General features: G+C 59.0%; 21 protein-coding genes, 4 tRNA genes and 1 other RNA gene. 23 read left to right on the top strand and 3 right to left on the bottom strand.

Features of this window, described 5'->3' with window-relative positions; genetic code table 11:
- Positions 1-5: 5 nt before the first annotated feature.
- The 4 genes from gpmI to secG all read left to right on the top strand — a co-directional run bounded on the left by gpmI (position 6) and on the right by secG (position 4,532).
- Complete coding sequence (gene gpmI, locus ACE4YL_RS11870; protein WP_461358347.1) at positions 6-1,544, top strand: 2,3-bisphosphoglycerate-independent phosphoglycerate mutase; 1,539 nt, start codon at positions 6-8, stop codon at positions 1,542-1,544.
- Entirely contained in the window at positions 1,541-2,824 is a 1,284-nt protein-coding gene (gene eno, locus ACE4YL_RS11865) for a phosphopyruvate hydratase (protein ID WP_461358348.1), read from the top strand. Before gpmI ends, eno begins: the two co-directional genes overlap by 4 nt.
- 108 nt (positions 2,825-2,932) lie before the next feature.
- Positions 2,933-4,249 (top strand): GH1 family beta-glucosidase, encoded by a 1,317-nt coding sequence (locus tag ACE4YL_RS11860; protein WP_461365238.1) that lies wholly within the window; start codon positions 2,933-2,935, stop codon positions 4,247-4,249.
- 58 nt (positions 4,250-4,307) lie between these two features.
- On the top strand, positions 4,308-4,532 hold the full coding sequence (gene secG / locus ACE4YL_RS11855) for a preprotein translocase subunit SecG (RefSeq protein ID WP_461358791.1): 225 nt from the start codon (positions 4,308-4,310) through the stop codon (positions 4,530-4,532).
- 101 nt (positions 4,533-4,633) lie between these two features.
- Here the strand turns inward: secG and ssrA are convergent.
- Together ssrA and smpB are read right to left on the bottom strand one after the other, a co-directional pair.
- Positions 4,634-4,986, bottom strand: a transfer-messenger RNA (tmRNA) gene (gene ssrA / locus ACE4YL_RS11850).
- Positions 4,987-5,083: 97 nt separating this feature from the next.
- Positions 5,084-5,539 (bottom strand): SsrA-binding protein SmpB, encoded by a 456-nt coding sequence (smpB, locus tag ACE4YL_RS11845; RefSeq protein WP_461358792.1) that lies wholly within the window; start codon positions 5,537-5,539, stop codon positions 5,084-5,086.
- Positions 5,540-5,720: 181 nt separating this feature from the next.
- Here smpB and ACE4YL_RS11840 point away from each other — a divergent pair, with 181 nt between their 5' ends.
- The 18 genes from ACE4YL_RS11840 to ACE4YL_RS11755 all read left to right on the top strand — a co-directional run bounded on the left by ACE4YL_RS11840 (position 5,721) and on the right by ACE4YL_RS11755 (position 18,486).
- A complete protein-coding gene (locus ACE4YL_RS11840) occupies positions 5,721-6,050 on the top strand; it encodes a hypothetical protein (RefSeq protein WP_461358793.1) in 330 nt (109 codons plus the stop codon).
- Positions 6,051-6,106: 56 nt separating this feature from the next.
- Complete coding sequence (locus tag ACE4YL_RS11835) at positions 6,107-6,436, top strand: hypothetical protein (RefSeq protein ID WP_461360000.1); 330 nt, start codon at positions 6,107-6,109, stop codon at positions 6,434-6,436.
- Positions 6,437-6,728: 292 nt separating this feature from the next.
- Entirely contained in the window at positions 6,729-8,537 is a 1,809-nt protein-coding gene (locus tag ACE4YL_RS11830) for an N-acetylmuramoyl-L-alanine amidase (RefSeq protein ID WP_461358795.1), read from the top strand.
- A gap of 12 nt (positions 8,538-8,549) precedes the next feature.
- Positions 8,550-9,083, top strand: coding sequence for a GerMN domain-containing protein (locus tag ACE4YL_RS11825; RefSeq protein WP_461359998.1), 534 nt, complete (start codon positions 8,550-8,552; stop codon positions 9,081-9,083).
- 25 nt (positions 9,084-9,108) lie between these two features.
- Positions 9,109-9,891 (top strand): glutamate racemase, encoded by a 783-nt coding sequence (murI, locus tag ACE4YL_RS11820; protein ID WP_461359178.1) that lies wholly within the window; start codon positions 9,109-9,111, stop codon positions 9,889-9,891.
- A complete protein-coding gene (murD, locus tag ACE4YL_RS11815; RefSeq protein WP_461359179.1) occupies positions 9,891-11,261 on the top strand; it encodes a UDP-N-acetylmuramoyl-L-alanine--D-glutamate ligase in 1,371 nt (456 codons plus the stop codon). Before murI ends, murD begins: the two co-directional genes overlap by 1 nt.
- 18 nt (positions 11,262-11,279) lie before the next feature.
- The gene (locus ACE4YL_RS11810; RefSeq protein WP_461359180.1) at positions 11,280-11,840 is read left to right on the top strand and encodes a Fe-S-containing hydro-lyase; all 561 of its coding nucleotides are present in this window, start codon (positions 11,280-11,282) and stop codon (positions 11,838-11,840) included.
- Positions 11,841-12,581 (top strand): ribonuclease PH, encoded by a 741-nt coding sequence (rph, locus tag ACE4YL_RS11805; protein ID WP_461359181.1) that lies wholly within the window; start codon positions 11,841-11,843, stop codon positions 12,579-12,581. It abuts the gene before it with no gap.
- Positions 12,582-13,196 (top strand): XTP/dITP diphosphatase, encoded by a 615-nt coding sequence (locus ACE4YL_RS11800; protein WP_461359182.1) that lies wholly within the window; start codon positions 12,582-12,584, stop codon positions 13,194-13,196.
- A 51-nt stretch (positions 13,197-13,247) separates the two neighbouring features.
- Positions 13,248-13,325 (top strand) — tRNA-Pro (locus ACE4YL_RS11795).
- A 6-nt stretch (positions 13,326-13,331) separates the two neighbouring features.
- A tRNA-Gly gene (locus ACE4YL_RS11790) sits at positions 13,332-13,405 on the top strand.
- 14 nt (positions 13,406-13,419) lie between these two features.
- Positions 13,420-13,495, top strand: a tRNA-Arg gene (locus tag ACE4YL_RS11785).
- Positions 13,496-13,504: 9 nt separating this feature from the next.
- Positions 13,505-13,581: transfer RNA gene (locus tag ACE4YL_RS11780), tRNA-His, on the top strand.
- A gap of 219 nt (positions 13,582-13,800) precedes the next feature.
- Positions 13,801-14,736 (top strand): tripartite tricarboxylate transporter substrate binding protein, encoded by a 936-nt coding sequence (locus tag ACE4YL_RS11775; protein ID WP_461359997.1) that lies wholly within the window; start codon positions 13,801-13,803, stop codon positions 14,734-14,736.
- Between the two features lie 58 nt (positions 14,737-14,794).
- The gene (locus tag ACE4YL_RS11770) at positions 14,795-15,277 is read left to right on the top strand and encodes a tripartite tricarboxylate transporter TctB family protein (protein WP_461359996.1); all 483 of its coding nucleotides are present in this window, start codon (positions 14,795-14,797) and stop codon (positions 15,275-15,277) included.
- A 3-nt stretch (positions 15,278-15,280) separates the two neighbouring features.
- Positions 15,281-16,774 (top strand): tripartite tricarboxylate transporter permease, encoded by a 1,494-nt coding sequence (locus ACE4YL_RS11765; RefSeq protein ID WP_461365600.1) that lies wholly within the window; start codon positions 15,281-15,283, stop codon positions 16,772-16,774.
- Complete coding sequence (locus tag ACE4YL_RS11760) at positions 16,774-17,544, top strand: MBL fold metallo-hydrolase (protein ID WP_461365241.1); 771 nt, start codon at positions 16,774-16,776, stop codon at positions 17,542-17,544. The genes ACE4YL_RS11765 and ACE4YL_RS11760 overlap by 1 nt, the downstream gene beginning before the upstream one ends.
- Before the next feature lie 66 nt (positions 17,545-17,610).
- Positions 17,611-18,486, top strand: a complete 876-nt coding sequence (locus tag ACE4YL_RS11755) for a MurR/RpiR family transcriptional regulator (RefSeq protein ID WP_461358353.1) — start codon at positions 17,611-17,613, stop codon at positions 18,484-18,486.
- A 35-nt stretch (positions 18,487-18,521) separates the two neighbouring features.
- On the opposite strand, the gene ACE4YL_RS11750 is transcribed toward ACE4YL_RS11755, so the two are convergent.
- The gene (locus ACE4YL_RS11750) at positions 18,522-19,394 is read right to left on the bottom strand and encodes a methyl-accepting chemotaxis protein (RefSeq protein ID WP_461360186.1); all 873 of its coding nucleotides are present in this window, start codon (positions 19,392-19,394) and stop codon (positions 18,522-18,524) included.
- Positions 19,395-19,665: 271 nt separating this feature from the next.
- Here ACE4YL_RS11750 and ACE4YL_RS11745 point away from each other — a divergent pair, with 271 nt between their 5' ends.
- Positions 19,666-20,838 (top strand): glycine C-acetyltransferase, encoded by a 1,173-nt coding sequence (locus ACE4YL_RS11745; protein WP_461360185.1) that lies wholly within the window; start codon positions 19,666-19,668, stop codon positions 20,836-20,838.
- Positions 20,839-21,009 lie beyond the last annotated feature (171 nt).

Raw genomic sequence — 21,009 nt, 5'->3', positions numbered from 1 at the left:
AATTCATGAAGAAACCAACTGCGTTAATCATCTTAGATGGCTTCGGCCTCAGTGAACATGTGGAAGGCAATGCAGTCAAGGCAGCCCGCACCCCCACGGTGGACTGGCTGAACAGCAGCGCGCCCCGGAATGTGCTCTCTGCTTCCGGCGGCAGCGTGGGGCTGATGGACGGTCAAATGGGGGACTCCAATGTGGGTCACCTCAATATCGGGGCTGGGCGCATTGTCTACCAAGATGTAGTGCGCATTTCCAAGGCCATCGCTTCGGGGGAGTTTTTCACCAACCCCACTTTGCTGGCGGTCATGGAGCATCCGAAGAAGACAGGGGGGGCTCTGCACCTCATGGGGCTGGTTTCCCCTGGCGGCGTGCACAGCCACTCTGAGCACCTTTATGCCCTGCTCAGGATGGCCAAGGAGCACGGCCTGGAGCGGGTGTTCGTCCATGCCTTCCTGGATGGCCGTGACGTGCCGCCCTCCAGCGCCCACGAATACCTGGCGGACCTGGAGGAACAGATTGAACAGATCGGGATCGGCAGAGTTGCTTCCATCTCCGGACGCTATTACGCCATGGACCGGGATAGACGCTGGGACCGGGTGGAGAAGGCCTACCGGGCCCTTCTGGGCCAGGGGCCTGGGGCCCCCAGCAGCGCCGCGGCCATCCAAGAGGCCTACGCCCAGGGGGAGACCGATGAGTTTGTGGTGCCCAGGGTGATCGTGGAAAACGGAAAGGCCGTGGGACCCATCCAAGACGGTGACAGTGTGCTCTTTTTCAACTTCCGGGCAGACAGGGCCCGGGAGATCACTTGGGCCATGACCAACGATGATTTCCAGGGCTTTGACCGGGGGAAAAAACTGGACATCTACTACGCCACCATGACGCAGTACGATGCCGAGCTGGATCTCCCCTTTGCCTTCGCTCCCCAGGATCTCAGAAACACCTTGGGCGAGTACCTTTCCGGTTTGGGCAAGACCCAGCTGCGCATCGCCGAGACGGAGAAGTACGCGCATGTCACCTTCTTCTTTAACGGGGGCCAGGAGACGCCCTTCCCCGGCGAAGAGCGCATCTTGGTGCCTTCCCCCAAGGTGCCCACGTACGATCTGCAGCCGGAAATGAGCGCGCCGGAAGTGACCAGGCGGGTGGTTGAAGAGATCCGCCAAGGCAAGTTCGACTTCATCGTGCTCAACTATGCCAACTGCGATATGGTGGGCCACACCGGTGTGTTTGAAGCGGCGGTGAAGGCGGTGGAGGCGGTGGATGCCGGCCTGGGCCAGGTACTGGAGGCCATCAAAGAGATGGGCGGCACGGCCATTGTCACCGCGGACCACGGGAACGCCGAGCAGATGGTTGACCCAGAGACGGGGGAAGCCCACACCGCGCACACCAGCAATCTGGTGCCCGTCTGGCTGTTCAACGCACCTGAAGGCTGGGGCCTGAAGAGCGGAATCTTGGCCGATCTGGCCCCTTCGATCCTGGATCTGATGGGCATAGCTCAACCTCCGGAGATGACCGGACAAAGCTTAATTGTGAGGAGGAACGAACAATGATTATCAATGATGTGATAGCGAGGGAAGTTTTGGACTCCCGGGGCAATCCCACGGTGGAAGTGGAAGTGCATCTGGCCGATGGCAGCTTCGGCCGGGCCATCGTTCCCTCCGGTGCCTCCACCGGCGCCTTTGAAGCGGTGGAGCTCAGGGATGGGGACAAGGCACGCTACTTAGGCAAAGGCGTGCTCAAGGCGGTGGAGAATGTGGAAGAGGTCATCGCCCCTGAGATCATCGGCTGGGATGCCACGGATCAGATCGGCATCGATCAGCTCATGATCGAGCTGGACGGCACACCCAACAAGGGCAAGCTCGGCGCCAACGCAATCCTGGGTGTATCTTTGGCAGTGGCCCATGCCGCCGCCAACTCCCTGGGCATGCCCCTCTACCGCTACATCGGCGGTGCGGCTGCCTCCCAGCTTCCGGTACCCATGATGAACATCCTCAACGGCGGAGCCCATGCCGACAACAACGTGGATATTCAAGAGTTCATGATCATGCCTGTGGGGGCGGCGAGCTTCCGGGAAGCCCTGAGAATGGGCGCCGAAGTGTTCCACAACCTCAAGGCTGTGCTCAAGGAAAAGGGTTTGAACACGGCGGTGGGCGACGAAGGCGGTTTTGCTCCCAACCTGCAGTCCAATGAAGAGGCCATCCAGGCCATTATGCAGGCCATCGAGCGGGCCGGTTACCAGCCGGGCAAGGACGTGTGCATCGCCCTTGATGTGGCCGCCACAGAGCTGTTCAAAGATGGTAAATACCACCTGGAAGGCGAAGGCAAGATCCTCGATACCGATGAGATGATCGCCTACTACAAGAACCTGGTGGAAAAATACCCCATCATCTCCATCGAAGACGCCCTCTCGGAAGATGAGTGGGAAGGCTGGAAGAAGCTCACGGAAGCCATTGGGGACAAGGTTCAGCTGGTGGGCGACGACCTGTTCGTCACCAACACCGAGCGCCTGAGCCGGGGTATTGCCCAGGGCGTGGCCAACTCCATCCTGATTAAGGTCAACCAGATCGGTACCCTCACCGAGACGCTCCAGGCCATTGAGATGGCCAAGCGCGCCGGGTACACCGCTGTTGTTTCCCATCGCTCTGGCGAAACAGAAGACACCACCATTGCCGACCTGGTTGTGGCGGTAAACGCTGGCCAGATCAAGACCGGTGCCCCCAGCAGGACCGACCGGGTGGCCAAGTACAACCAGCTCCTGCGCATCGAAGAGGAACTGGATGCCGTTGGGGAGTATGCTGGTCTGAAGGCATTCTACAACATCAAAAGGTAGCGTTTGGCAAGGTGCAAGCACGGCGCGGCGGAAAGGCCCGCCGTGTTTTTTTCTGGGGAGGGAAAGGGAGTCCCCTTGGCGAAATCAAGGACCAAAGGAGGGGACAGTATGAAATTCCCGCGGGATTTTCGGTGGGGAGTCGCCACCGCTTCGTATCAGATCGAAGGTGCGGCGCAGGAAGATGGCCGGGGCGAATCCATTTGGGACCGGTTCAGCCGTACCCCAGGTAAGGTGCTCCACGGGCACACCGGTGATGTGGCCTGCGACCACTACCACCGGTATAAAGAGGATGTGGCCCTCATGGCGGAGCTGGGGGTGGACAGCTACCGCTTTTCCATCGCCTGGCCCCGGATCTATCCAGCCGGCAAAGGAGAGCTGAACCCCAAAGGGCTGGACTTTTACAAGCGTTTGGTGGATGAGCTGCTCCAGAGGGGTATTGAGCCCATGGCCACCCTTTACCACTGGGATCTGCCCCAGGTCCTGGAGGACAAGGGGGGCTGGCTGAATCGGGATACCGCCTATTACTTCCGCGACTATGCTGTCACCATGTTTGAAGAGTTGGGGGATACGGTGAAGCTCTGGATCACCCTCAACGAACCCTGGTGCTCGGCCTACCTGGGTTACGGAAACGGCGTGCATGCCCCGGGTAAGAGCGATCTGAACTGGTATCTCCAGGCGGCCCATATTCTCCTTTTGGCCCACGGGCTGGCGCTCCAGGCTTACCGGGAGCTGAACCTGCCTGGGGAGATCGGGATCACCCTCAACTTGTCGCCCCAATATCCCGCTTCCCCCAGCCGGGAGGATGGGGAAGCCTGCCGCAGGGCAGACGGGTTCCTGAACCGCTGGTTCCTGGATCCACTTTTCGCTGGGTTTTATCCCCAGGATATGCCGGAGTTTTTGACCGCGGTGGCGCCCCACATTCAGCCGGGAGATTTTGATTTGATTTCGGCGCCCCAGGACTTTTTGGGCATCAACTACTACAGCCGCGGCATCATCAAGGCTGCGGGCAAGGACGGCTATGAGGCGCTGCCCCCCGCTGGACCTGTGACCCACATGGGTTGGGAGGTCTACCCCGAGGGCCTTTACGACCTGCTGCTGCGAGTCCACCGGGATTACGGGCCCATTCCGCTGTATATCACAGAAAACGGTGCCGCCTATCCCGACCAGCTAATGGAGGGGCGGGTAGCTGACCCGGAGAGGACCGCCTACCTTAGGGAGCATTTCGCCCAGGCAGCCCGAGCCCTGGAAGCGGGAGTGCCCTTGAAGGGTTATTACGTATGGTCCTTTTTGGACAACTTCGAGTGGGCCTTCGGCTACGAGCGCCGCTTCGGAATTGTGTACGTGGATTTCCAGACCCAGGCCAGGATCATCAAGGACAGCGGCCGCTGGTACCAGTCCTTCTTGAAAGATCTTGCCCGCGGATAGACAGTGTGGTAGAATAGCTTTGTAGTGCCAGCAAGGAGCAGGGAGGTGTCAGCTAACTGTGGGAACGTTCTTGATGGTGATCCAGTTCTTGATCTGCATCGCCCTCATCGTGGCAGTTGTTCTGCAGGAGAGCAAGGGTGAAGGGCTGGGTTCCATTGGTGGCGGCAGCCGTATGTTCTTCGGCAAGCGTAGTAAGGGCTTGGATCAGATGCTGGAGACCGCTACCACCTATCTAGCCGTGGGTTTCATGGTCCTCTCTGTGGTCCTGACTATCTGGTTTTAACCTCAGATCTGTGCTAAATGCCTTTGCCTGTGGGCAAAGGTTTTTTGTTTTTGGGCAGAAAAAAACGCCTGCCAAGGGCAGACATAAGTCTTCAGGAAGTTTGGTGGAGGTGAGCGGAGTTGCACCGCTGTCCGCGAGCGAAATCACATCAGCATCTCCGAGCGCAGCTGCAATTCTTAGTCTCGTTCATCCTCCAGCCTTGCAGCGGGCCGTGAGGCTGAACCAGCCCGTAGGTTTCCCCCTTCAGCCCCGGGCAGTGCCGAAGAGGTAGTCTGTATTGTGACGCCGGTCTTGTTGCTTACAGACGGAAGGAACAAGCGGCGTTAGCTGAACTAAGCAGCTAAAGCGTAACGATTGTTTGCAGTTATTGTTTTCCCACTTTATTAACGAGGTAGCGGGGACCTCGGCTCGCTTCTGATGCTCTTCCTGCCCACGTCGAACCTAATTCACCCCCATGGTACCTTTAGCATAGCAGAGCGGGGCTGGGCTGTCAAGGTTGGGGCGGGCTGGCCGGAGGCTGCTCAGCGTATCAATGAAGGGACGGCGGCCCATCAGACGTCCCGGCGCAGGGCCTGCCGGGCCCGGCGCTCCGCATCTCGCTTGGCGTAGGATTCCCGCTTGTCGTATTTGCGTTTGCCCTTGGCCAGGGCCAGCTCTACCTTGCACTTGCCCCTGTTGAAGTAGAGGCGGGTGGGAACTAGCGTATAACCTTCTTCCCGGGTCTTTCCCAACAGGCGGCGGATCTCCCGCTTGTGCAGGAGCAGCTTCCTGGGCCGCAGGGGATCGTGGTTGAAGCGGTTGCCCTGCTCATAGGGGCTGATATGCATCCCGTAGAGGAATACCTCGCCGTTTTCCACCCGGGCGTAGCTGTCCTTGAGATTGACCCTGCCCAGGCGGATGGACTTAACTTCCGTTCCCTGCAGCACGATGCCGGCCTCCATGGTTTCTTCGATGAAATAGTCGTGGCGGGCCTTGCGGTTTTCTGTAACTACCTTGATTTGGGCCATAGCCTGATCCTCCTGCGGTTATTATACCAGAGTTGTTGCGGCGAAGAAAGGACCGAAAGGCGGAGAAAAGAACCCCCTAAGAGGTTACCGGAAGTATCCATAAAATGGGAAGGGAACCGTTGGACGACGGCGTATTGTCCAACAAAAAGTGTTGCGCCGAATTGTTAAGGAGGCAGATAGCATGGATCTGCAGGCAGTGCTGGCTCGGTTAAGGGGCGATGGGGACGAGTTGCTCAAGAAAGCCCTGCGGTGCTCCAGTGCCGATGAGCTCATGGAACTGGCTGGAGAGCACGGCATCGACTTGGGGGAATCAGAAGCCGTGGAACTCCTGGCTTTCTTACAGCACCGCCCTGAGGAACTGACGGAGCTGGAACTGGATGCGGTGGCAGGTGGCAGTGGGTTGGTCACGTGTTTGCTGTGCGGTTCCACCTCAGTAACCTACCTGCGGGATAGGTACGGGATCAAAGAGTACCGGTGTAACGACTGCGGTAGAGTATTCGGGATAAGGTGAGTTCGGGGCAGGGAGTGCTCCACTGGGAATCGAGAACCCGTCAGGAGGCAGATAGCATGGTTCTGCAGGAAGTGTTGGCTCGGCTTAAAGGCGATGGGGACCAAGTGCTCAAGAAAGCCCTGGGGTGCTCCAGTGCCGAGGAGCTCTTGGAACTGGCTGGGGAGCACGGCATCGAGTTGAGCGAAGCAGAAGCCGCAGAAGTGCTATCCCTTTTGCGCTTTCTGGCTGGGGAACTGACCGAGGTGGAATTGGACGTCGTGACAGGCGGCTCTGGTCAGACGATGAAGAAGTGTCCGGAATGCGGTTCGGCATCAGCAACCTTGGTCGGGGAAGGGCACGGTTTGGAACTTTGGCGCTGCAACAACTGCAACACAACATTCTTATGATGAGTAAGGAGCAAGGCATCGAGTTGAGCGAGTCAGAAGGCGTGGAAGTGTTCCAATGTGCCCATTGCGGTACTAGGTATTAGCCCCCGGTGAGAGTGGCAGAGGGCGAATCTGCCCAGCGCGGACAGGAGCGGGACACCGCGGAAGCGGTGTTCTTTTCTGTTGCGGTTAGGTCGCTCGGTCGGGAAAGGGCACAGGCGTCCGAATTAGATTAAGGGGAAGCCCCTCTCTGGGCAGGATTAAGGGGTTCCAGGGCGAAATGATGGTAATATTATCTGCTGGAGGTAGGATGATGAAACGGGCCGGACTTATAGCTTTTTTTCTTATCGCCATTATACTATTCTGCCCGCGCTTATCCCAAGCCGCGCTGAAACTGTTCGTAGAAGATGAAGAAGTGCAGCTGAAGAGCGATCTAGTCATGATCAACGGCAATTACATGATCCCCCTCTGGGTCTTTGCCGAGCACCTGGGGGCCCAGATCCAGGTGGATGAACCCCGCATAGAGATCGTCTTTGAGGACATGACTGTACATATGGAGCTCGGTGTGGAGCTGGCGCTGGTGGACGGCAGGGAGTACACGTTGGAGGTCGCTCCCCAGCTGCTCCAAGGAGAGATCATCGTTCCCCTGCGTTTCATGGCGGATCGGCGCCATTTGAGCTTGACCTTCGTCCAGGAACTGGGGGGATTCCGCTTGGCGCGCAAGAGTCCCCGCTTTACCGGCCTGAGCTCTCTGTTTACCCAGGAAGAAGAGGGGAGCGCTGCTGCCGTCTCCCATGGGGATTCTGACGAGAGGGAGCCGGAGCAGGAGGAAACGACCATCGTGCTCTACGAGCCCAGCGAGGAGCGGGGGCTGAGGGAGATCGTTTTCCTGGGCGGGCCCAGAGCCAGCATCTTCCTGGATCTGGAGTCCTACACCGGCTACCAGACCATCCTGCTGGAACATCCGGCCCGGTTGGTGATCGATCTTTACGGGGTCCAGGGCGATCCCCCGCCCATGCTGGAAGTGGACAGCTCCGTGGTCAGTGCTGTGCGGGCCAGCCGCTTTGATGACCAGACCCTGCGGGTTGTCTGCGACCTGAGGGCCCCCACGGGCTACCGGGTCCTGCCGGCTGCCGAAGGCGGGCTGACCATCGAGTTCAACTACCAGCTCTCCGCCCTGACTTTGGAGGAAGAGGATGGCAGCTTATGGCTCAGTTTCGAGATTTCCAGTGCCCCGGAAGTTCAGGCAACCTACCTGGAAAACCCCCTCCGCCTGGTGCTGGATTTTCAAGATACCACTTTGGTCAGCAGATCCTTCGACGTGCCGGTCAATTTGGGCCCAATTGCCCGCTGGCGGGCAGGGCAGCATTCGCCTTCTGTTACGAGAATCGTCCTGGAGCTGACTGAGCCGGTGGCGCCCCTGCCTGTGGAGGAACGGCCCCGCGGATATGTACTGCCCCTCTTCCCCGGGACCGCGGCGGAGGCCGCCGCCTACCTGCGGGCCCAGCAGGTTCCCGCGGCTGAAGTGCCCGGCACGGAGGTCCTGCCAGTGCAGGAAGGAGTACTCTCCGGTCTGGTCATCGCGGTTGACCCCGGACATGGCGGATCAGATCCGGGGACAATCGGCTACCGCGGCACCTTTGAGAAAGATGTGAACCTGGCCATCAGCCTCTACCTTGGCGAACTGCTCAGTGAAGCCGGGGCCAAGGTGGTCTACACCAGGGACAGTGATATCTACGTCTCTATCTTCAAACGCCCCGAGGTCGCGGTGGAGGCCCGGGCGGATCTGTTCGTGTCTGTTCATGCCAATTCCAACATCGAACGGGGGCGGGCTCGGGGTACCGAGACCCTGTACCGCGCCGGCGATCCCGTCTCTGAACTGTTTGCCCGCATCGTCCAGGAGGAGCTGGTGAAGGCCATTACCCTCATCGACCGCCGTATCTGGGGTCGGGAAGACCTGGCGGTGTTTAACGGGTCGGATATACCTTCCATTCTAGTGGAAGTGGGCTTTTTGGATCACCCCGATGAGGAAGTGCTCCTTAGGGCGCCTGGCTTTCAACAGGCTGCCGCCCAAGGCATTTTCAACGGTATTGTCCGCTTTTACCTGGAGAATAAGAGGTAGGGGGCGAGCATAATGAAGAAGGAGCGCATCTTGGCAGGACTGCTCTCGGCTGTCCTGGCGGTCCTGGCGGTTCGCGTCCTCATCGGCTGGCCGGCTTCCGATGGGGAGGTTGTGCCTGCTGCGCTTGATCCTGCCGAGCCTTTCTACCCTGTCTACTTTGCTTCCCGGGAAAACGGCCTGCTGGCGCCGGAGTTTCAGCAGGGCAGCCCCACCATTGACAGCGTGCTGGCCCGTCTTCTGGCGGGCCCTTCGCTCCAGCATTTGGTAGGCGCGCTTCCCGCGGAAACAGCTGTCTTAGGGTACAGCCAGGCTGGCGGAACCCTGTATGTGAGCTTCAGCCATCACTTAGTCACCAACCACCCCGGCGGCAGCACCGGCGAGATTTTGACTGTCTACAGCATTGTCAACAGCCTGGCCGTCCTGGCCGGTGTGGAGCAGGTACAGATTCTCGTGGAAAACCAGGTCATCGATACGCTGGCCGGCCACCTCAATTTGCGGAGGGCCCTGCGGCCGGATTATTCCGCCTTGGGAGCCAGCGTGTTGTAACGTGTACCAGTTGGAGGAATAGGCTTTGACCATCGGTATTTATGATTCGGGCTTGGGTGGGCTCTCGGTTTGGCGGGAGCTGTGCAGCAGGATCCGTGCGCCCTTCGTGTATTTCGGTGACACCGCGCACCTCCCCTATGGCGATAAGAGCCCCGACCAGCTCCTGGAGTATTTTAACGGCAGCCTTGCGTTTCTGCAGAGCAGGGGCTGCCGGACTATTGTGGTGGCCTGCAATACCACCAGTTCGGTTGTGCTGCCCAGGCTCAAACACCTGGTGCAGCTTCCTGTTGTGGGCATGTTGGAAGGAGTCTCCCAAGCAGCGGCTGCAGCTGGCAAAAGGCGGATTGGGGTGCTGGCCACCGAGGCCACTGTGCGCAGCGGCGTGTACGCCCGGACCCTGGAGGAGGCCCTGCCTGGCGCTGAAGTCCTGATGCAGAGCGCCCCTGAGCTCGTGCCCCTGGTGGAAGCGGGTGAAATCGCCGGCCCCAAGGTGCGGGCTGCCCTTCTGCGGTACTTAGATCCCCTGTTGACCCAGGGGATTGAGGCGCTGCTTTTGGGCTGCACCCACTACTCCTTCCTGGCGGAGCCCATTGGTGAGCTGGTGGGCGGGGAGATTTCAGTGATCGATCCCGCACCGGCGGTGGCCAGCCGGGTGCAGGAAGCTTGGGCCGATGGGGAAGGCGGGAAAGGTACCGATGAGTTTTGGGTCAGTGCCGCACCCGAGCGCTTCCGGGCCACCGCGGAGCTGATCCTGGGGGAAAAGCTTCCGCCGGTGCGCTTAAGGCCATGGGGGGAGGAGGGCAGTTGATGCAGCAGAGGATTAAAGAGGAATGGCAGGGCAAGAAAGTCGCCGTCATCGGCCTTGGGGTGAGCAACACCGCTTTGATTAGGTTCCTCAAGGAGGCGGGAGCCCAGATCAGCGGGCGGGATCAGAAGACGGGTCCGCAGTTGGGTGGGCGCCTGGCCGAGCTGGAGGCCCTGGATGTGGAGCTGGTTTTGGGCCCCGGGTATCTGGAAGACCTGGACCAGTTCGATGCGGTCTTCGTCAGCCCCGGAGTGCCCAAGCACCTGCCCCAGCTGCAGGAAGCGGCCCGCAGGCGGCCCCTGGAAAGCGAGATCAGCCTGTTCTTTCGCTACTGCCCGGCGCCCATCTACGGCATTACAGGCAGCAGCGGCAAAACCACAACCACCACCTTGGCCTGGGAGATCATGCGGGCCTCGGGGCTCAAGGCGGTGATCGGGGGGAACATCGGGAACCCTCTGATCGAAGAGCTGCCCCGCTTGAGCCCGGAGCACAAGGTGGTCTTGGAGCTGTCCAGCTTCCAGCTGGAGGATCTCCCTGCTAGTCCCCATGGGGCGCTGATCACCAATCTTGCCGAAAACCATCTGGATGTCCACGGTACCATGGAAAACTACATCGCCGCCAAGCGGAATATCTATCTCCACCAGGGCCCAGGGGATTTCCTGGTCCTCAATTTCGACGATCCGGTAACCAGGGCCATGGGGGAAGAAGCCTCGGGAAAGGTTTTCTTTTTCAGCATGGAGAATAAGGTAAGGGACGGAGCTTACCTCAAGGGTGCAGAACTGGTTTATGTCCAGGACGGAGAGGAAGAGCCCATCCTTAGGCGCTCCGAGCTGCAGCTGCGGGGGGAACACAACGCCGCCAACTTCTTGGCTGCCGCGGTGCTGAGCCGGGCCGCTGGGGCCGGCCTCAGGGCCGCGGCTGAAGTGGGCAGGACCTTCCAGGGGGTGCCCCACCGCCTGGAGTTTGTGGCGGAGTACGGCGGGGTGCGCTACTACAACGATTCCATTGCCACAACACCCCAGAGGACCCTCGCTGCTTTGCAGTCCTTTTCCGAGCCCATCATCCTCATCGCCGGCGGTTACGATAAACAGCTGTCCTTTGCGCCCTTGGCTGAGGGAGTGCACAGACGGGTGAAGCACCTGGTGCTCCTGGGCGCCACTGCGCCTAAGATCCGCGAGGCAGTCCTGGCTCTAGGGGATTTCTCCCTAGAGGTGGTGGAAAATCTAGAGCAGGCGGTGGCCGCGGCCAAAAACAAGGCCAAGCCAGGCGACTGCGTGCTTTTGTCGCCGGCCTGCGCCAGTTATGATCAGTATGCCGATTTCATGGAGCGGGGGGCCCACTTCCGCAAGCTGGTGCATGAGCTGAATAAATAGAAAGGTGGAGAAGTGAGCATGATTCGTCTGACAACGCCCCTGGAGAACGTGGAGACCCTGCGGGCCGGTGATCAAGTCGCCCTCAGCGGTGTGATCTATACCGCCAGAGACGCGGCCCACCAGAGGCTGGTGCAGCTGATTCGGGAAGGCCAGCCCCTGCCGTTTCCCATCGAGGGGGCTGTGATCTACTATGTAGGCCCCACCCCGGCCAAGCCCGGCAAGCCCATAGGTTCAGCGGGCCCCACCACTTCCATGCGCATGGACGGCCTGACCGTGCCCCTTTTAGAGCTGGGCCTCAAGGGCATGATCGGCAAAGGCGGCCGCAGTCCGGAAGTGATTGAGGCCATGAAGCGGCACAAGGCCGTTTATTTCGCCGCGGTGGGAGGGGCAGCAGCGCTGATCGCCCAGCACATTAAGGAAGTTGAGGTGGTGGCCTATCCGGATCTGGGGCCGGAGGCCGTGCACCGCATGGTGGTGGAGGACTTTCCGGTCATTGTGGCCATCGACGCCCAGGGCAATAATCTCTATGAACAAGGGGTGGCCAAGTACCGGCAGGCAATTGCTGAAGGGGGTAACTAAATGAGCTTTGTTCGCGCCGACGGGCGCCGCCATGATGAGCTGCGTCCAGTTCAGATTACACGGAATGTCAACATGTACGCCGAGGGTTCTGTGCTCATCGAAGTGGGGAACACCAAGGTGATCTGCACAGCCACGGTGGAAGATAAGGTGCCCCCTTTCCTGCGGGGTACGGGCGAAGGCTGGATTACTGCGGAATACTCTATGCTGCCCAGGGCTACTGCGGAGCGCAATCCCCGGGAGTCCACCCGGGGCAGGATCGGCGGGCGCACCCATGAAATCCAGCGCCTCATCGGCCGCGCCCTGCGCGCGGTTGTGGACCTGAAGGCCCTGGGTGAGCGCACCATCTGGCTGGACTGCGATGTCATCCAGGCCGATGGCGGCACCCGCAGCGCCTCCATTACCGGGGCCTTTATTGCCCTCTCCGATGCCCTGCGCAAGCTGGAGGGCGTCGATGTGGGGGTTAAGGAGTACCTGGCTGCGGTGAGCGTGGGTATCGTGGACGGAGAAGTGCTCTTGGATTTGAACTACGGGGAAGACTCCGCCGCCGAAGTGGATTTCAACGTGGTCATGACCCAAAGCGGCCGGATCGTGGAAGTGCAGGGCACCGCGGAGGGCAGGCCCTTCAGCCGCGAGGAGATGGAACAGCTGCTGAACCTGGCGGAAAAGGGTATTTTCGAACTGATGGACATCCAAAAGGCCCTGCTCATGGAGGATCTATCCAAGAAGTTCGGGGGACAATAAATGGCATTCAGGCTGGTTTTGGCAAGTCACAATCAACACAAGATCAGGGAAATCAAGGAGCTCACAGCCCACCTGGGCTTTCCGGTCCTGGGCCTGGGGGAAGTGGGGGATCTGCCCCCCGTGGAGGAAGATGGGGAAACGTTTCACGCCAATGCCCGGAAAAAAGCGGTGGAAACCGCCAGAAAGCTCGGGGAATGGGTATTGGCCGATGACTCGGGCCTGGAAGTCGATGCCCTGGGGGGCGCCCCAGGCGTGCACTCGGCCCGCTTTGCCGGGGAAGGTGGGGGAGATGCCCGCAACAACGAGCTGCTCCTGAGGAAACTCGCCGATCTGCCCCTGGAGCAGCGGGGTGCGCAGTTCCGCTGCGTGATGGCCCTAGCCTCTCCAGATGAGGAGGTGGAGTTTTCCGAAGGGGTCTGCCGGGGTGTGATCGGCTATGCACCCCGGGGCAGCAACGGTTTTGGTTACGATCCCCTCTTTATCGTACCGGAGCTGGGCCGTACCTTTGCTGAGCTGAGCCCCGAGGAGAAGAACCGGATCAGCCATCGCTCCCGGGCCATGCGGGGCATGCTGGAAATCCTGGAGAGGGTAAGCCGAGCCCAGAAAGGCGGTTGACACAGCCGAGGGGGTTGTGGTAATATTGTGAATGTCAGTCTGGGAATGCGGCGGGGCGTGGCGCAGTTTGGCTAGCGCGCCTGCCTTGGGAGCAGGAGGCCGGAGGTTCAAATCCTCTCGCCCCGACCAGTTCGTGCGGGTGTAGCTCAATGGTAGAGCCCCGGCCTTCCAAGCCGGTGGTGTGGGTTCGATTCCCATCACCCGCTCCATTCTGAAACCTCTGGCGCCTGTAGCTCAGGGGATAGAGCATCGGACTTCTAATCCGAGTGTCGCAGGTTCGATTCCTGCCAGGCGCGCCATGAATCGTGGTGGGTATAGCTCAGCTGGTTAGAGCGCCAGGTTGTGGCCCTGGAGGTCGCCGGTTCGAATCCGGTTACTCACCCCATTTTCGAACATGAGGAGGCAGCTCTAAGGTTTAGGCCTTAGGGCTGTCTTTTTGTTTTGGCATCCATTCAGGTCTCGGGCTGTTTTACATCGGGCAACGACGGGTGAAAAAAATAATACAAATTAGCAGAAAATATTCAAGATCCGGCGAATACCTAAAGCCGTGTTCACACAATAAAAGGACCCGGGCCTAAGCATGGAACAACTAAGGAGGTACATTATGCGGAAGAGAGTATTGGTATTGGCTGTAGCGTTTCTGCTGCTTCTTTCAGGGCTGGCCATGGCCTACCCCACTCGCAATATCACTTTTGTCATTCCGTTCAATCCTGGTGGAGCAACGGACGTAGTTGGGCGTCAGCTGGCTCAATTCGCAGAGAAGTATTTGGGAACACGCTTTATCATTGACAACCGGCCTGGAGCCGGAAGCGGTATCGGCATGAATTTCGTGTACAATTCTCGCCCCGATGGGTATACCCTAGGCCTAGGCGGAGCGCATCTTGTGGTGAGCAGTGTCCTCCAGGCCACCCAATATCCTGCCCATGAGTTCACCAACATTGCCAGGATCAACCTTGATCCCTTCGTTTTGGCGGTGCGGGCAGATTCTCCGTATCAGAGCATTGAAGGGCTGATTGCCGCCACCCATGAGCAGGCCATCAGCTTGGGGAATGCCGGTGTGAACACCACAACCTACATGGTGTGCGCAGCCATCAACTCGGTCACCGGTGCTAACTTCAACATTGTACCTGCCGATGGCGGTGCGCAGATGAGAGCCCTCATTATCGGTGGACACATTGATGGAGGTATCTTCTCCCAGTCAGAGCTGATCGGTTACGAGGAGGAGCTCAGACCCCTGTTGGTCATGAGTGATCAAAGGACCGTGCTCTATCCGGAGGTTCCCTGCGTTGCTGAATTCGGTTGGACTGGAATCCCCGAAGGGTCTTGGCGGATGGTTACGGCACCTCCCGGCCTGTCTGAAGACATCAAGTCCGCTTTAGTGGAAGCTTTCCACAAGGTGGTCAACGATCCCGAGTGGATCGCCTGGTCCCAGAGCAATGGCTTCATCGAGTTGTTCCTGGCCGGGGAAGAGCTGGATCAGTATGTGCGGGATCAGGAAGAGCTCTTCACAGATTTGGTACAGGCCATCGGTCTTGAGTAACGACCAGCAGCAAAAGGGGTACCTAGAGTACCCCTTTTAACAAGATGAGGGGGTTGTCATGAAGGTCTTAAGGCAGAACGACTTTTGGCTGGGTGTGGGTCTCAGCGTTTTTTCCATCTGGTACCTTGTGGTAGCCGGCCAAATCCGCCGCGGGGCGACTCACCCCGTTGATGTTGGGCCGCGGGCACTTCCGCTCATTTATGGAAGCCTGCTGCTCATTTTGAGCATCGCGCTCATCATCAGAACGATCCTGGAAGCCAGGAAGACAGCGGAGGAAGGGGAAAGCGCGGGGCTGCCCCTGAAGTCAGTGGTGACTGCTGGCTTGGCCGTGGCCTATGCCTGGCTGATCCCGCGCCTTGGCTTTGTGCTCAGTTCCACCGCCCTGCTGCTCTGCACCACCAGGGTGATCGCGAATAAGAAATACAACTACTGGCTGCTGACACTGACCTATCTGGTGCTTTCCTTGGCCCTTTCTTTCATCTTCAGTCGGTGGTTCTACGTGCAGTTTCCCGAACCTTTACTGGATGCATTGGGGGTATAGACTATGTGGGAAACATTGGGAACAGCCATTGCAGCAGTCTTCAACTTCAGTGCACTGCTTTGGATTAGTATTGGTACGGTTCTAGGAATTGTCGTCGGCGCACTGCCCGGCTTAACTGCCACCATGGGCATTGCCATCATGCTTCCACTCTGCATCACCCTCGGGCCAGAGCTGGGCATGGCTACCTTACTTGGAGTTTATATGGGCGCGGTAACCGGTGCGTCCATTCCCGCCATCCTGCTGGGGATCCCGGGCAATCCCAACGCCATAGCCACCGTGGCCGACGGGCAGGGCATGGCTAGAAACGGTGAGCCGGGCCGAGCCTTGGGTTTGGCTGTAACCGCGTCTTTCATTGGCGGCATGTTCAGCCTTTTGGTTTTGGTGCTGGTTTCTCCATTCTTGGCCAAGGTGGCACTGTCGTTTGGCCCACCTGAATACTTCGGACTCGCCCTCATGGGCTTGACGCTGATTGCCACGGTGTCTGGCAAAAACATGATCAAGGGGCTCATCGCCGGTATCTTGGGATTGATGGTAAGTACGGTGGGCTTTGATCCCCTCACCGGCTCGGGACGCTTCATTTTCAACAATCCCAATCTGATGAGTGGTATTTCCCTGGTACCTGTCTTGATTGGCATGTACGCGATTGGTCAGGTGCTGGTGTCGGCATCCGATGAATCGCAGATGGGTCAGGTCAGGGCATTCAAGAAAGAAAAAATATTCCCCAGCCTCAAAGAGCTGTGGGAGTATGGGCGGACCATTTTGGAAGCAGCTCTGATCGGTACAGGTATAGGCGTGCTTCCAGGAACCGGGGCCAGCATCGCGGTGTTTTTGGCCTATGAACGGGCCCGGAAGATCTCTAGGCATCCAGAGAGTTTTGGCCAAGGAGCCCCAGATGGGATCCTTGCTCCCGAGACGGCCAACAACGCGGTGACGGGGGGAGCCATGGTTCCCACTTTGACTTTGGGCATTCCCGGTGATGGATCCACCGCCCTGCTTCTGGGCGCGCTCACCATTTTCGGCTTGCGCCCGGGGCCGCTGCTGTTTAGGGACCAGTCCGCCTTTATGTACACCATCTTTCTAGCCATTTTCATGGCCAACATCTTCATGGTGATCTACCAGATCGGCGGCATCCGTCTTTTTGTCAACATCCTCAAGGTGCCCCCGGCTATCCTCATGCCCATCGTTTTGGTATTGAGTGTGGTGGGTGCCTACGCCATCAACATCAACGCGTTTGACATCGGCGTGGCCGTGGTCTTTGGCATAGTGTCGTTCATCTTCAAAAAGACGGACGTGCCGTTAGTGCCCATGATTCTAGGCGTGGTGCTGGGGGGCATGTTCGAGGCGGAGCTGCGGCGCGGTCTGGTGCTGTACCAAGGAAACTTCTTTGGCTTCTTCTCCCGTCCCATTTTTGCCGCGCTCTTCCTGGTCACCGTGCTCAGCCTGATGTGGCCTTGGCTTTCGGCTTACATCAAAAAGAGGAAAGGAGCGGCGGCCTGATGCGCTTTGCCTTTTTGGGTTACAGCGGCGCTGTGCAGCTGAAAGGGTCTGATAATGCCTCGCTGCTCTTGGAGCGCGGCGGAGAAGGGCTGCTCGTTGATGTGGGCGGCGGTGCCTGCGGCAAGCTGCGGGAGCTGGGATTCGACCCCCAGAACCTGGCTGCTGTTTTAATCACCCATGGGCACATCGATCACATTTACGGACTGCCTTCGCTCCTCCACCAGATGTGGCTGCTGGGGCGCACCAAGCCCCTGACTATCCTCGGGCTGCCCGCGGCCCTGGATACGGCCGAAAGGCTTGTGGAGCTGTTCGCCCTGCCTGAGAAAAAGGGGATGTTCCCCCTGGAGTTCAGGGAAGTCGCGCCAGGTGAGGTGTACAGCTGGAGGGATCTCTCGCTGCGCTGGGTGGCCATGGAGCACAGCGTTCCCACGGTGGGATTCCAAGTTCTTCAGAACAGCCAAGGTCAGCTGTTCTACTCGGCCGATACAAGTTACTGCCCAGAACTGGGTCCTGTGCTGGGCCCCACCAGGGTGGTGATTCATGAGGCTGCCACCTTGGAAGAGGTGGGGGAAGCGACGCGCAGCAAAGGCCATTCCACAGCCGCGGACGCGGGGCGCTGCGCCAGGGATCTGGCTGCAGAAACGCTCTATCTATTTCACTTCGATCAGGTTTACGAGAGCCGTTTAGCTGAGTTTGTGCGCGAAGCTGCGTCCACTTTCCACGGCGCCATTTTGTTGCCAGAAGCGTTGAAGTGGTATACGATAACCTAATGGGCGGGTTCTGCGCTTTGGCGCGGAGAGACCGCTTGCAAGCCCATGGGAAGGGGGAGGAGCCCGGTGACAGCCGAAGACCTCCGGAAGTTGATCAACGCGAACATGGATCAGCTCACTAAGACGCAGAAAGCACTCGGGGCCTTCATTTTGGAGCATCTGTCGGAATGTGCCTTTGCCACTTTGGAAGAGATAGCCCAACAGTCGGGCGTTAGTACTGCCAGCATCATCAGATTTGCGCGGAAGCTGGGGTTCACTGGATTTCCTGAACTCAAGGAGAAGATTCAAGAGGAGTTTCGCGATTCGGTGACCACCGCGACTAAGCTGGAGCGGCGGATTGAGATGTTCAGCGGATCCGCCCAGGTTTTGCGCGAGCTTCTGGAGATGGAAGGAGAACAGGCCAGCCGGCTGATCACGGAGGAACTGGCCCTCAACTATGCGGCGGCAGTGCAGAAACTGGCCAGCGTGCGGGAGCTGATCCTGTATGGGGAAGGGGCTTCAGCGACCTTAACTTATCTTCTGGAATTCCGCTTTCGCCGCTTCGGGTATCGGGTGACCCGCATTAACGAGAGCGGGCGCTACTTCTTCGATGCGGTGCTGAACCTGCCCCGCGATGGCGCGGCCGTTGTGTGCGGATTGGGCAGGCCCCCTAGAGAGCGGCAGTTTTTTCTGAGACGGGCCAAAAAGTGCGGAAACACCACGATCTTGATTACGGACAGCAGTGTGTCCGGGCTGCGGGCGGGTGCAGATTACGTGCTGCCTGTGGCAGGACGGTCCGTGGGCGTCTTCCAATCCCTAGTTATGCCCACGCTCATCGCCGAGGCCCTGGCCCTGGGGGTAGCCGTGGAAAAGCGTGAGGAGATCATGGACTCCTTTCAGGAACTGGATGATCTGAGACGGGAGTTCGGCTATCCCAACATCGGCGGCCTGCTGTGGCGCTAGTCGGGAAACCCAAGCAGGAAAAGCAGCCTGAAGGCTTATGCCTCCAGGCTGCTTCTTTTCTGCTTCTCTCCAGCTAGTTCTGCCAGCCTTTCCGCGCTGCGCACCATTTCTTCCAGGGCAGTGTGGAGCTCTTGCGCCAGTTGCCCTTGCTGGGCTTCGACTTCTTGGACCTCCTGCACCACCTTGTGTACGCTGCTGGCCATGCTTTCCAGCACGCCGCGCATCTTCTCCATGGCTGCGTCCACTGAGCTTACCGAGTTGATGGTGCTGGCGGAAAGCTTGTGGATGGCATCGGCCACCACCGCAAAGCCCCGGCCCAGTTCCCCGGTGCGGGCCGACTCAATGGATGCGTTGATGCCCAGGATGCGGGTTTGGGTCGCCACGTTGCCGATAATGCCCATGACCGCCTCGGCCTCCTGCACTAGCAATTGGCTTTCCGCGGCCAGCTCAGAAAGGGCGCGGATCTCATCGGCCACTTCCTTGAGCACCTGCCCGTGCTGGCTGTGGAGAGTCTCGATATGGGCTAAGCCCTGCTCGATGAAGGTGAGCAGGCTGCTGGACTCGGCCATGAGCTGGCGGTTGACCTGTTCCCTTGCTGTCACCAGCTCCCAGATCAGTCTAGCTCCCTCCGGGGGAACCACCACAGTTGTCTCCGAGGCGGCAGAGGCCAGCTCAGCGGCTACCGCCGCGTTTCCCGTGGCGTCGAAGACTATCTTTTTCCCCGGCTTGCTGAGTAAGTCATGGAAGTTTCTGGTGGTAAATATGCCGTGCTTCCGAGCCAGCTGAATGCCCGGGCTTTGGAGATCCAGGTCTGCTATGCCCAGGATTTTGATACCGGGAGTGTGCAAAAAGGTTTTCAATAAGGCTGTTCCACCGGGACCTGCACCGATTATTGCTAACTGTTCCACTGCTGCGGCACCCCTTCCTCGTAAGGTGAATGGCTGAATATATTCTGGTTCATCGTGGTAATTCCTTTGAGGGAGGCAGGATATTGCCATGGGAAAATGGAAGAACTATGTGTGAAAAAAATCCCTTGCTGTGGAGGAGAACGCTGCATGTCACAGGTGAAGTGGGCGGCGGTGCAGGCTAGGGCCGCTCCCGTTTTTCCAGCGAGGCAGCACTGCTGAAGTCACATCCAGGCATTGGCGATTATTATTTTCCAAATGGGAGTGAAGGCGAATGGATGCACTTAGGTTCTTGGATGAGGAACTGCAGAGTTTGAAAGATCAGGGGTTGTACCGTGAGCCCCGCACTTTAGCAGGCCGGCAGCGGCCCCGCAGTGTGTTTGACGGCAAATCGGTGGTCAACCTCTCTTCCAACAACTACTTAGGTTTGACCAATCATCCCAAGATGATTGAAGCGGCGATCAAGGCCACCGAAGAGCTGGGCGTAGGTTCGGGTGCGGTGCGCACCATTGCCGGCCAGATGGAGCTGCACAGACAGCTCGAGAAGAAGCTGGCGGAGTTCAAACACGTGGAAGCCTGTCTGGTCTTCCAGTCCGGCTTTACCGCCAACTCGGGTACAGTCGCGGCCATTTTGGGCAGGGAGGATGTGGTGATCAGCGATGAGCTGAACCATGCCAGCATCATCGACGGCTGCCGGCTGAGCAGGGCCCAGATCAAGGTCTATCCCCATGCCGACATGGACGGCCTGCGCAAAGCCTTGGAAGAAGTGGAAGGCCGCCGCAAGCTGGTGGTGACCGACGGCGTCTTCTCTATGGACGGCGATATTGCTCCCCTGCCGGAAGTGGTGAAACTGGCCAAGGAATTCGACGCGGCGGTCATGGTGGACGATGCCCATGCCAGCGGCGTTTTGGGGCGCAACGGCCGGGGAACGGTGGATCACTACGATCTCCACGGCCAGGTGGATATCCAGGTGGGTACCCTCTCCAAGGCCATCGGTGTGCTGGGAGGCTATGTTGCCGGTCCCCAGAAACTCATCGATTACCTGGTGCAGCGGGCCCGTCCCGTGCTGTTCAGCACCACCCATCCACCGGCAGTTACCGCGGCCTGCATTGCCGCCATCGACATCCTCTTGGAGCATCCGGAACTCATCGACAAGCTCTGGGCGAACACCGAGTTCTTCCGCTCCGGCTTGAGGAACCTGGGCTTCGACACCGGCAAGAGCCAGACCCCGATTATCCCCGTGATCGTGGGTGATGAGCGCAAAGCCATGCAGCTCGCCGATGAGCTGTTCGCGGAGGGGGTCTTCGCCCAGGGAATCGCCTACCCCACGGTGCCCAGGGGCAAGGCCCGGGTGCGCACCATCGTTACAGCGGAGCACACCCAGGAAGATCTCCAGTACGCGCTGGACGCCTTCGAGAAGGTCGGGCGCAAACTGGGTATCATCTAAAGACAGCAAAGCCCCGGCTCAGGCCGGGGCTTCAGACTGTCGAAAAACCCCTGCGTTTTCCATGGTTTATGGATCGCGGGGGTTCTTGGTTTATGCTAAAATCGATATGGTGATGGGAATGCTTGACAAAGCAGGTAACAGAAGAAATCAGATCCAGATGGTTGACGTGGA

Source organism: Candidatus Darwinibacter acetoxidans (assembly GCF_041936445.1).
Classification (GTDB): domain Bacteria; phylum Bacillota; class Limnochordia; order Darwinibacteriales; family Darwinibacteriaceae; genus DTU010.
This window is presented reverse-complemented; position numbering and strand designations above follow the sequence as displayed.

Excerpts from the sequence above, each read along its gene's own strand:
- gpmI (WP_461358347.1), top strand. The coding sequence starts at position 6 with ATGAAGAAACCAACTGCGTTAATCATCTTAGATGGCTTCGGCCTCAGT.
- eno (WP_461358348.1), top strand. The coding sequence starts at position 1,541 with ATGATTATCAATGATGTGATAGCGAGGGAAGTTTTGGACTCCCGGGGC.
- ACE4YL_RS11860 (WP_461365238.1), top strand. The coding sequence starts at position 2,933 with ATGAAATTCCCGCGGGATTTTCGGTGGGGAGTCGCCACCGCTTCGTAT.
- smpB (WP_461358792.1), bottom strand. The coding sequence starts at position 5,539 with ATGGCCCAAATCAAGGTAGTTACAGAAAACCGCAAGGCCCGCCACGAC.
- ACE4YL_RS11840 (WP_461358793.1), top strand. The coding sequence starts at position 5,721 with ATGGATCTGCAGGCAGTGCTGGCTCGGTTAAGGGGCGATGGGGACGAG.
- ACE4YL_RS11835 (WP_461360000.1), top strand. The coding sequence starts at position 6,107 with ATGGTTCTGCAGGAAGTGTTGGCTCGGCTTAAAGGCGATGGGGACCAA.
- ACE4YL_RS11830 (WP_461358795.1), top strand. The coding sequence starts at position 6,729 with ATGAAACGGGCCGGACTTATAGCTTTTTTTCTTATCGCCATTATACTA.
- ACE4YL_RS11825 (WP_461359998.1), top strand. The coding sequence starts at position 8,550 with ATGAAGAAGGAGCGCATCTTGGCAGGACTGCTCTCGGCTGTCCTGGCG.
- murD (WP_461359179.1), top strand. The coding sequence starts at position 9,891 with ATGCAGCAGAGGATTAAAGAGGAATGGCAGGGCAAGAAAGTCGCCGTC.
- ACE4YL_RS11810 (WP_461359180.1), top strand. The coding sequence starts at position 11,280 with ATGATTCGTCTGACAACGCCCCTGGAGAACGTGGAGACCCTGCGGGCC.
- rph (WP_461359181.1), top strand. The coding sequence starts at position 11,841 with ATGAGCTTTGTTCGCGCCGACGGGCGCCGCCATGATGAGCTGCGTCCA.
- ACE4YL_RS11800 (WP_461359182.1), top strand. The coding sequence starts at position 12,582 with ATGGCATTCAGGCTGGTTTTGGCAAGTCACAATCAACACAAGATCAGG.
- ACE4YL_RS11775 (WP_461359997.1), top strand. The coding sequence starts at position 13,801 with ATGCGGAAGAGAGTATTGGTATTGGCTGTAGCGTTTCTGCTGCTTCTT.
- ACE4YL_RS11770 (WP_461359996.1), top strand. The coding sequence starts at position 14,795 with ATGAAGGTCTTAAGGCAGAACGACTTTTGGCTGGGTGTGGGTCTCAGC.
- ACE4YL_RS11765 (WP_461365600.1), top strand. The coding sequence starts at position 15,281 with ATGTGGGAAACATTGGGAACAGCCATTGCAGCAGTCTTCAACTTCAGT.
- ACE4YL_RS11760 (WP_461365241.1), top strand. The coding sequence starts at position 16,774 with ATGCGCTTTGCCTTTTTGGGTTACAGCGGCGCTGTGCAGCTGAAAGGG.
- ACE4YL_RS11745 (WP_461360185.1), top strand. The coding sequence starts at position 19,666 with ATGGATGCACTTAGGTTCTTGGATGAGGAACTGCAGAGTTTGAAAGAT.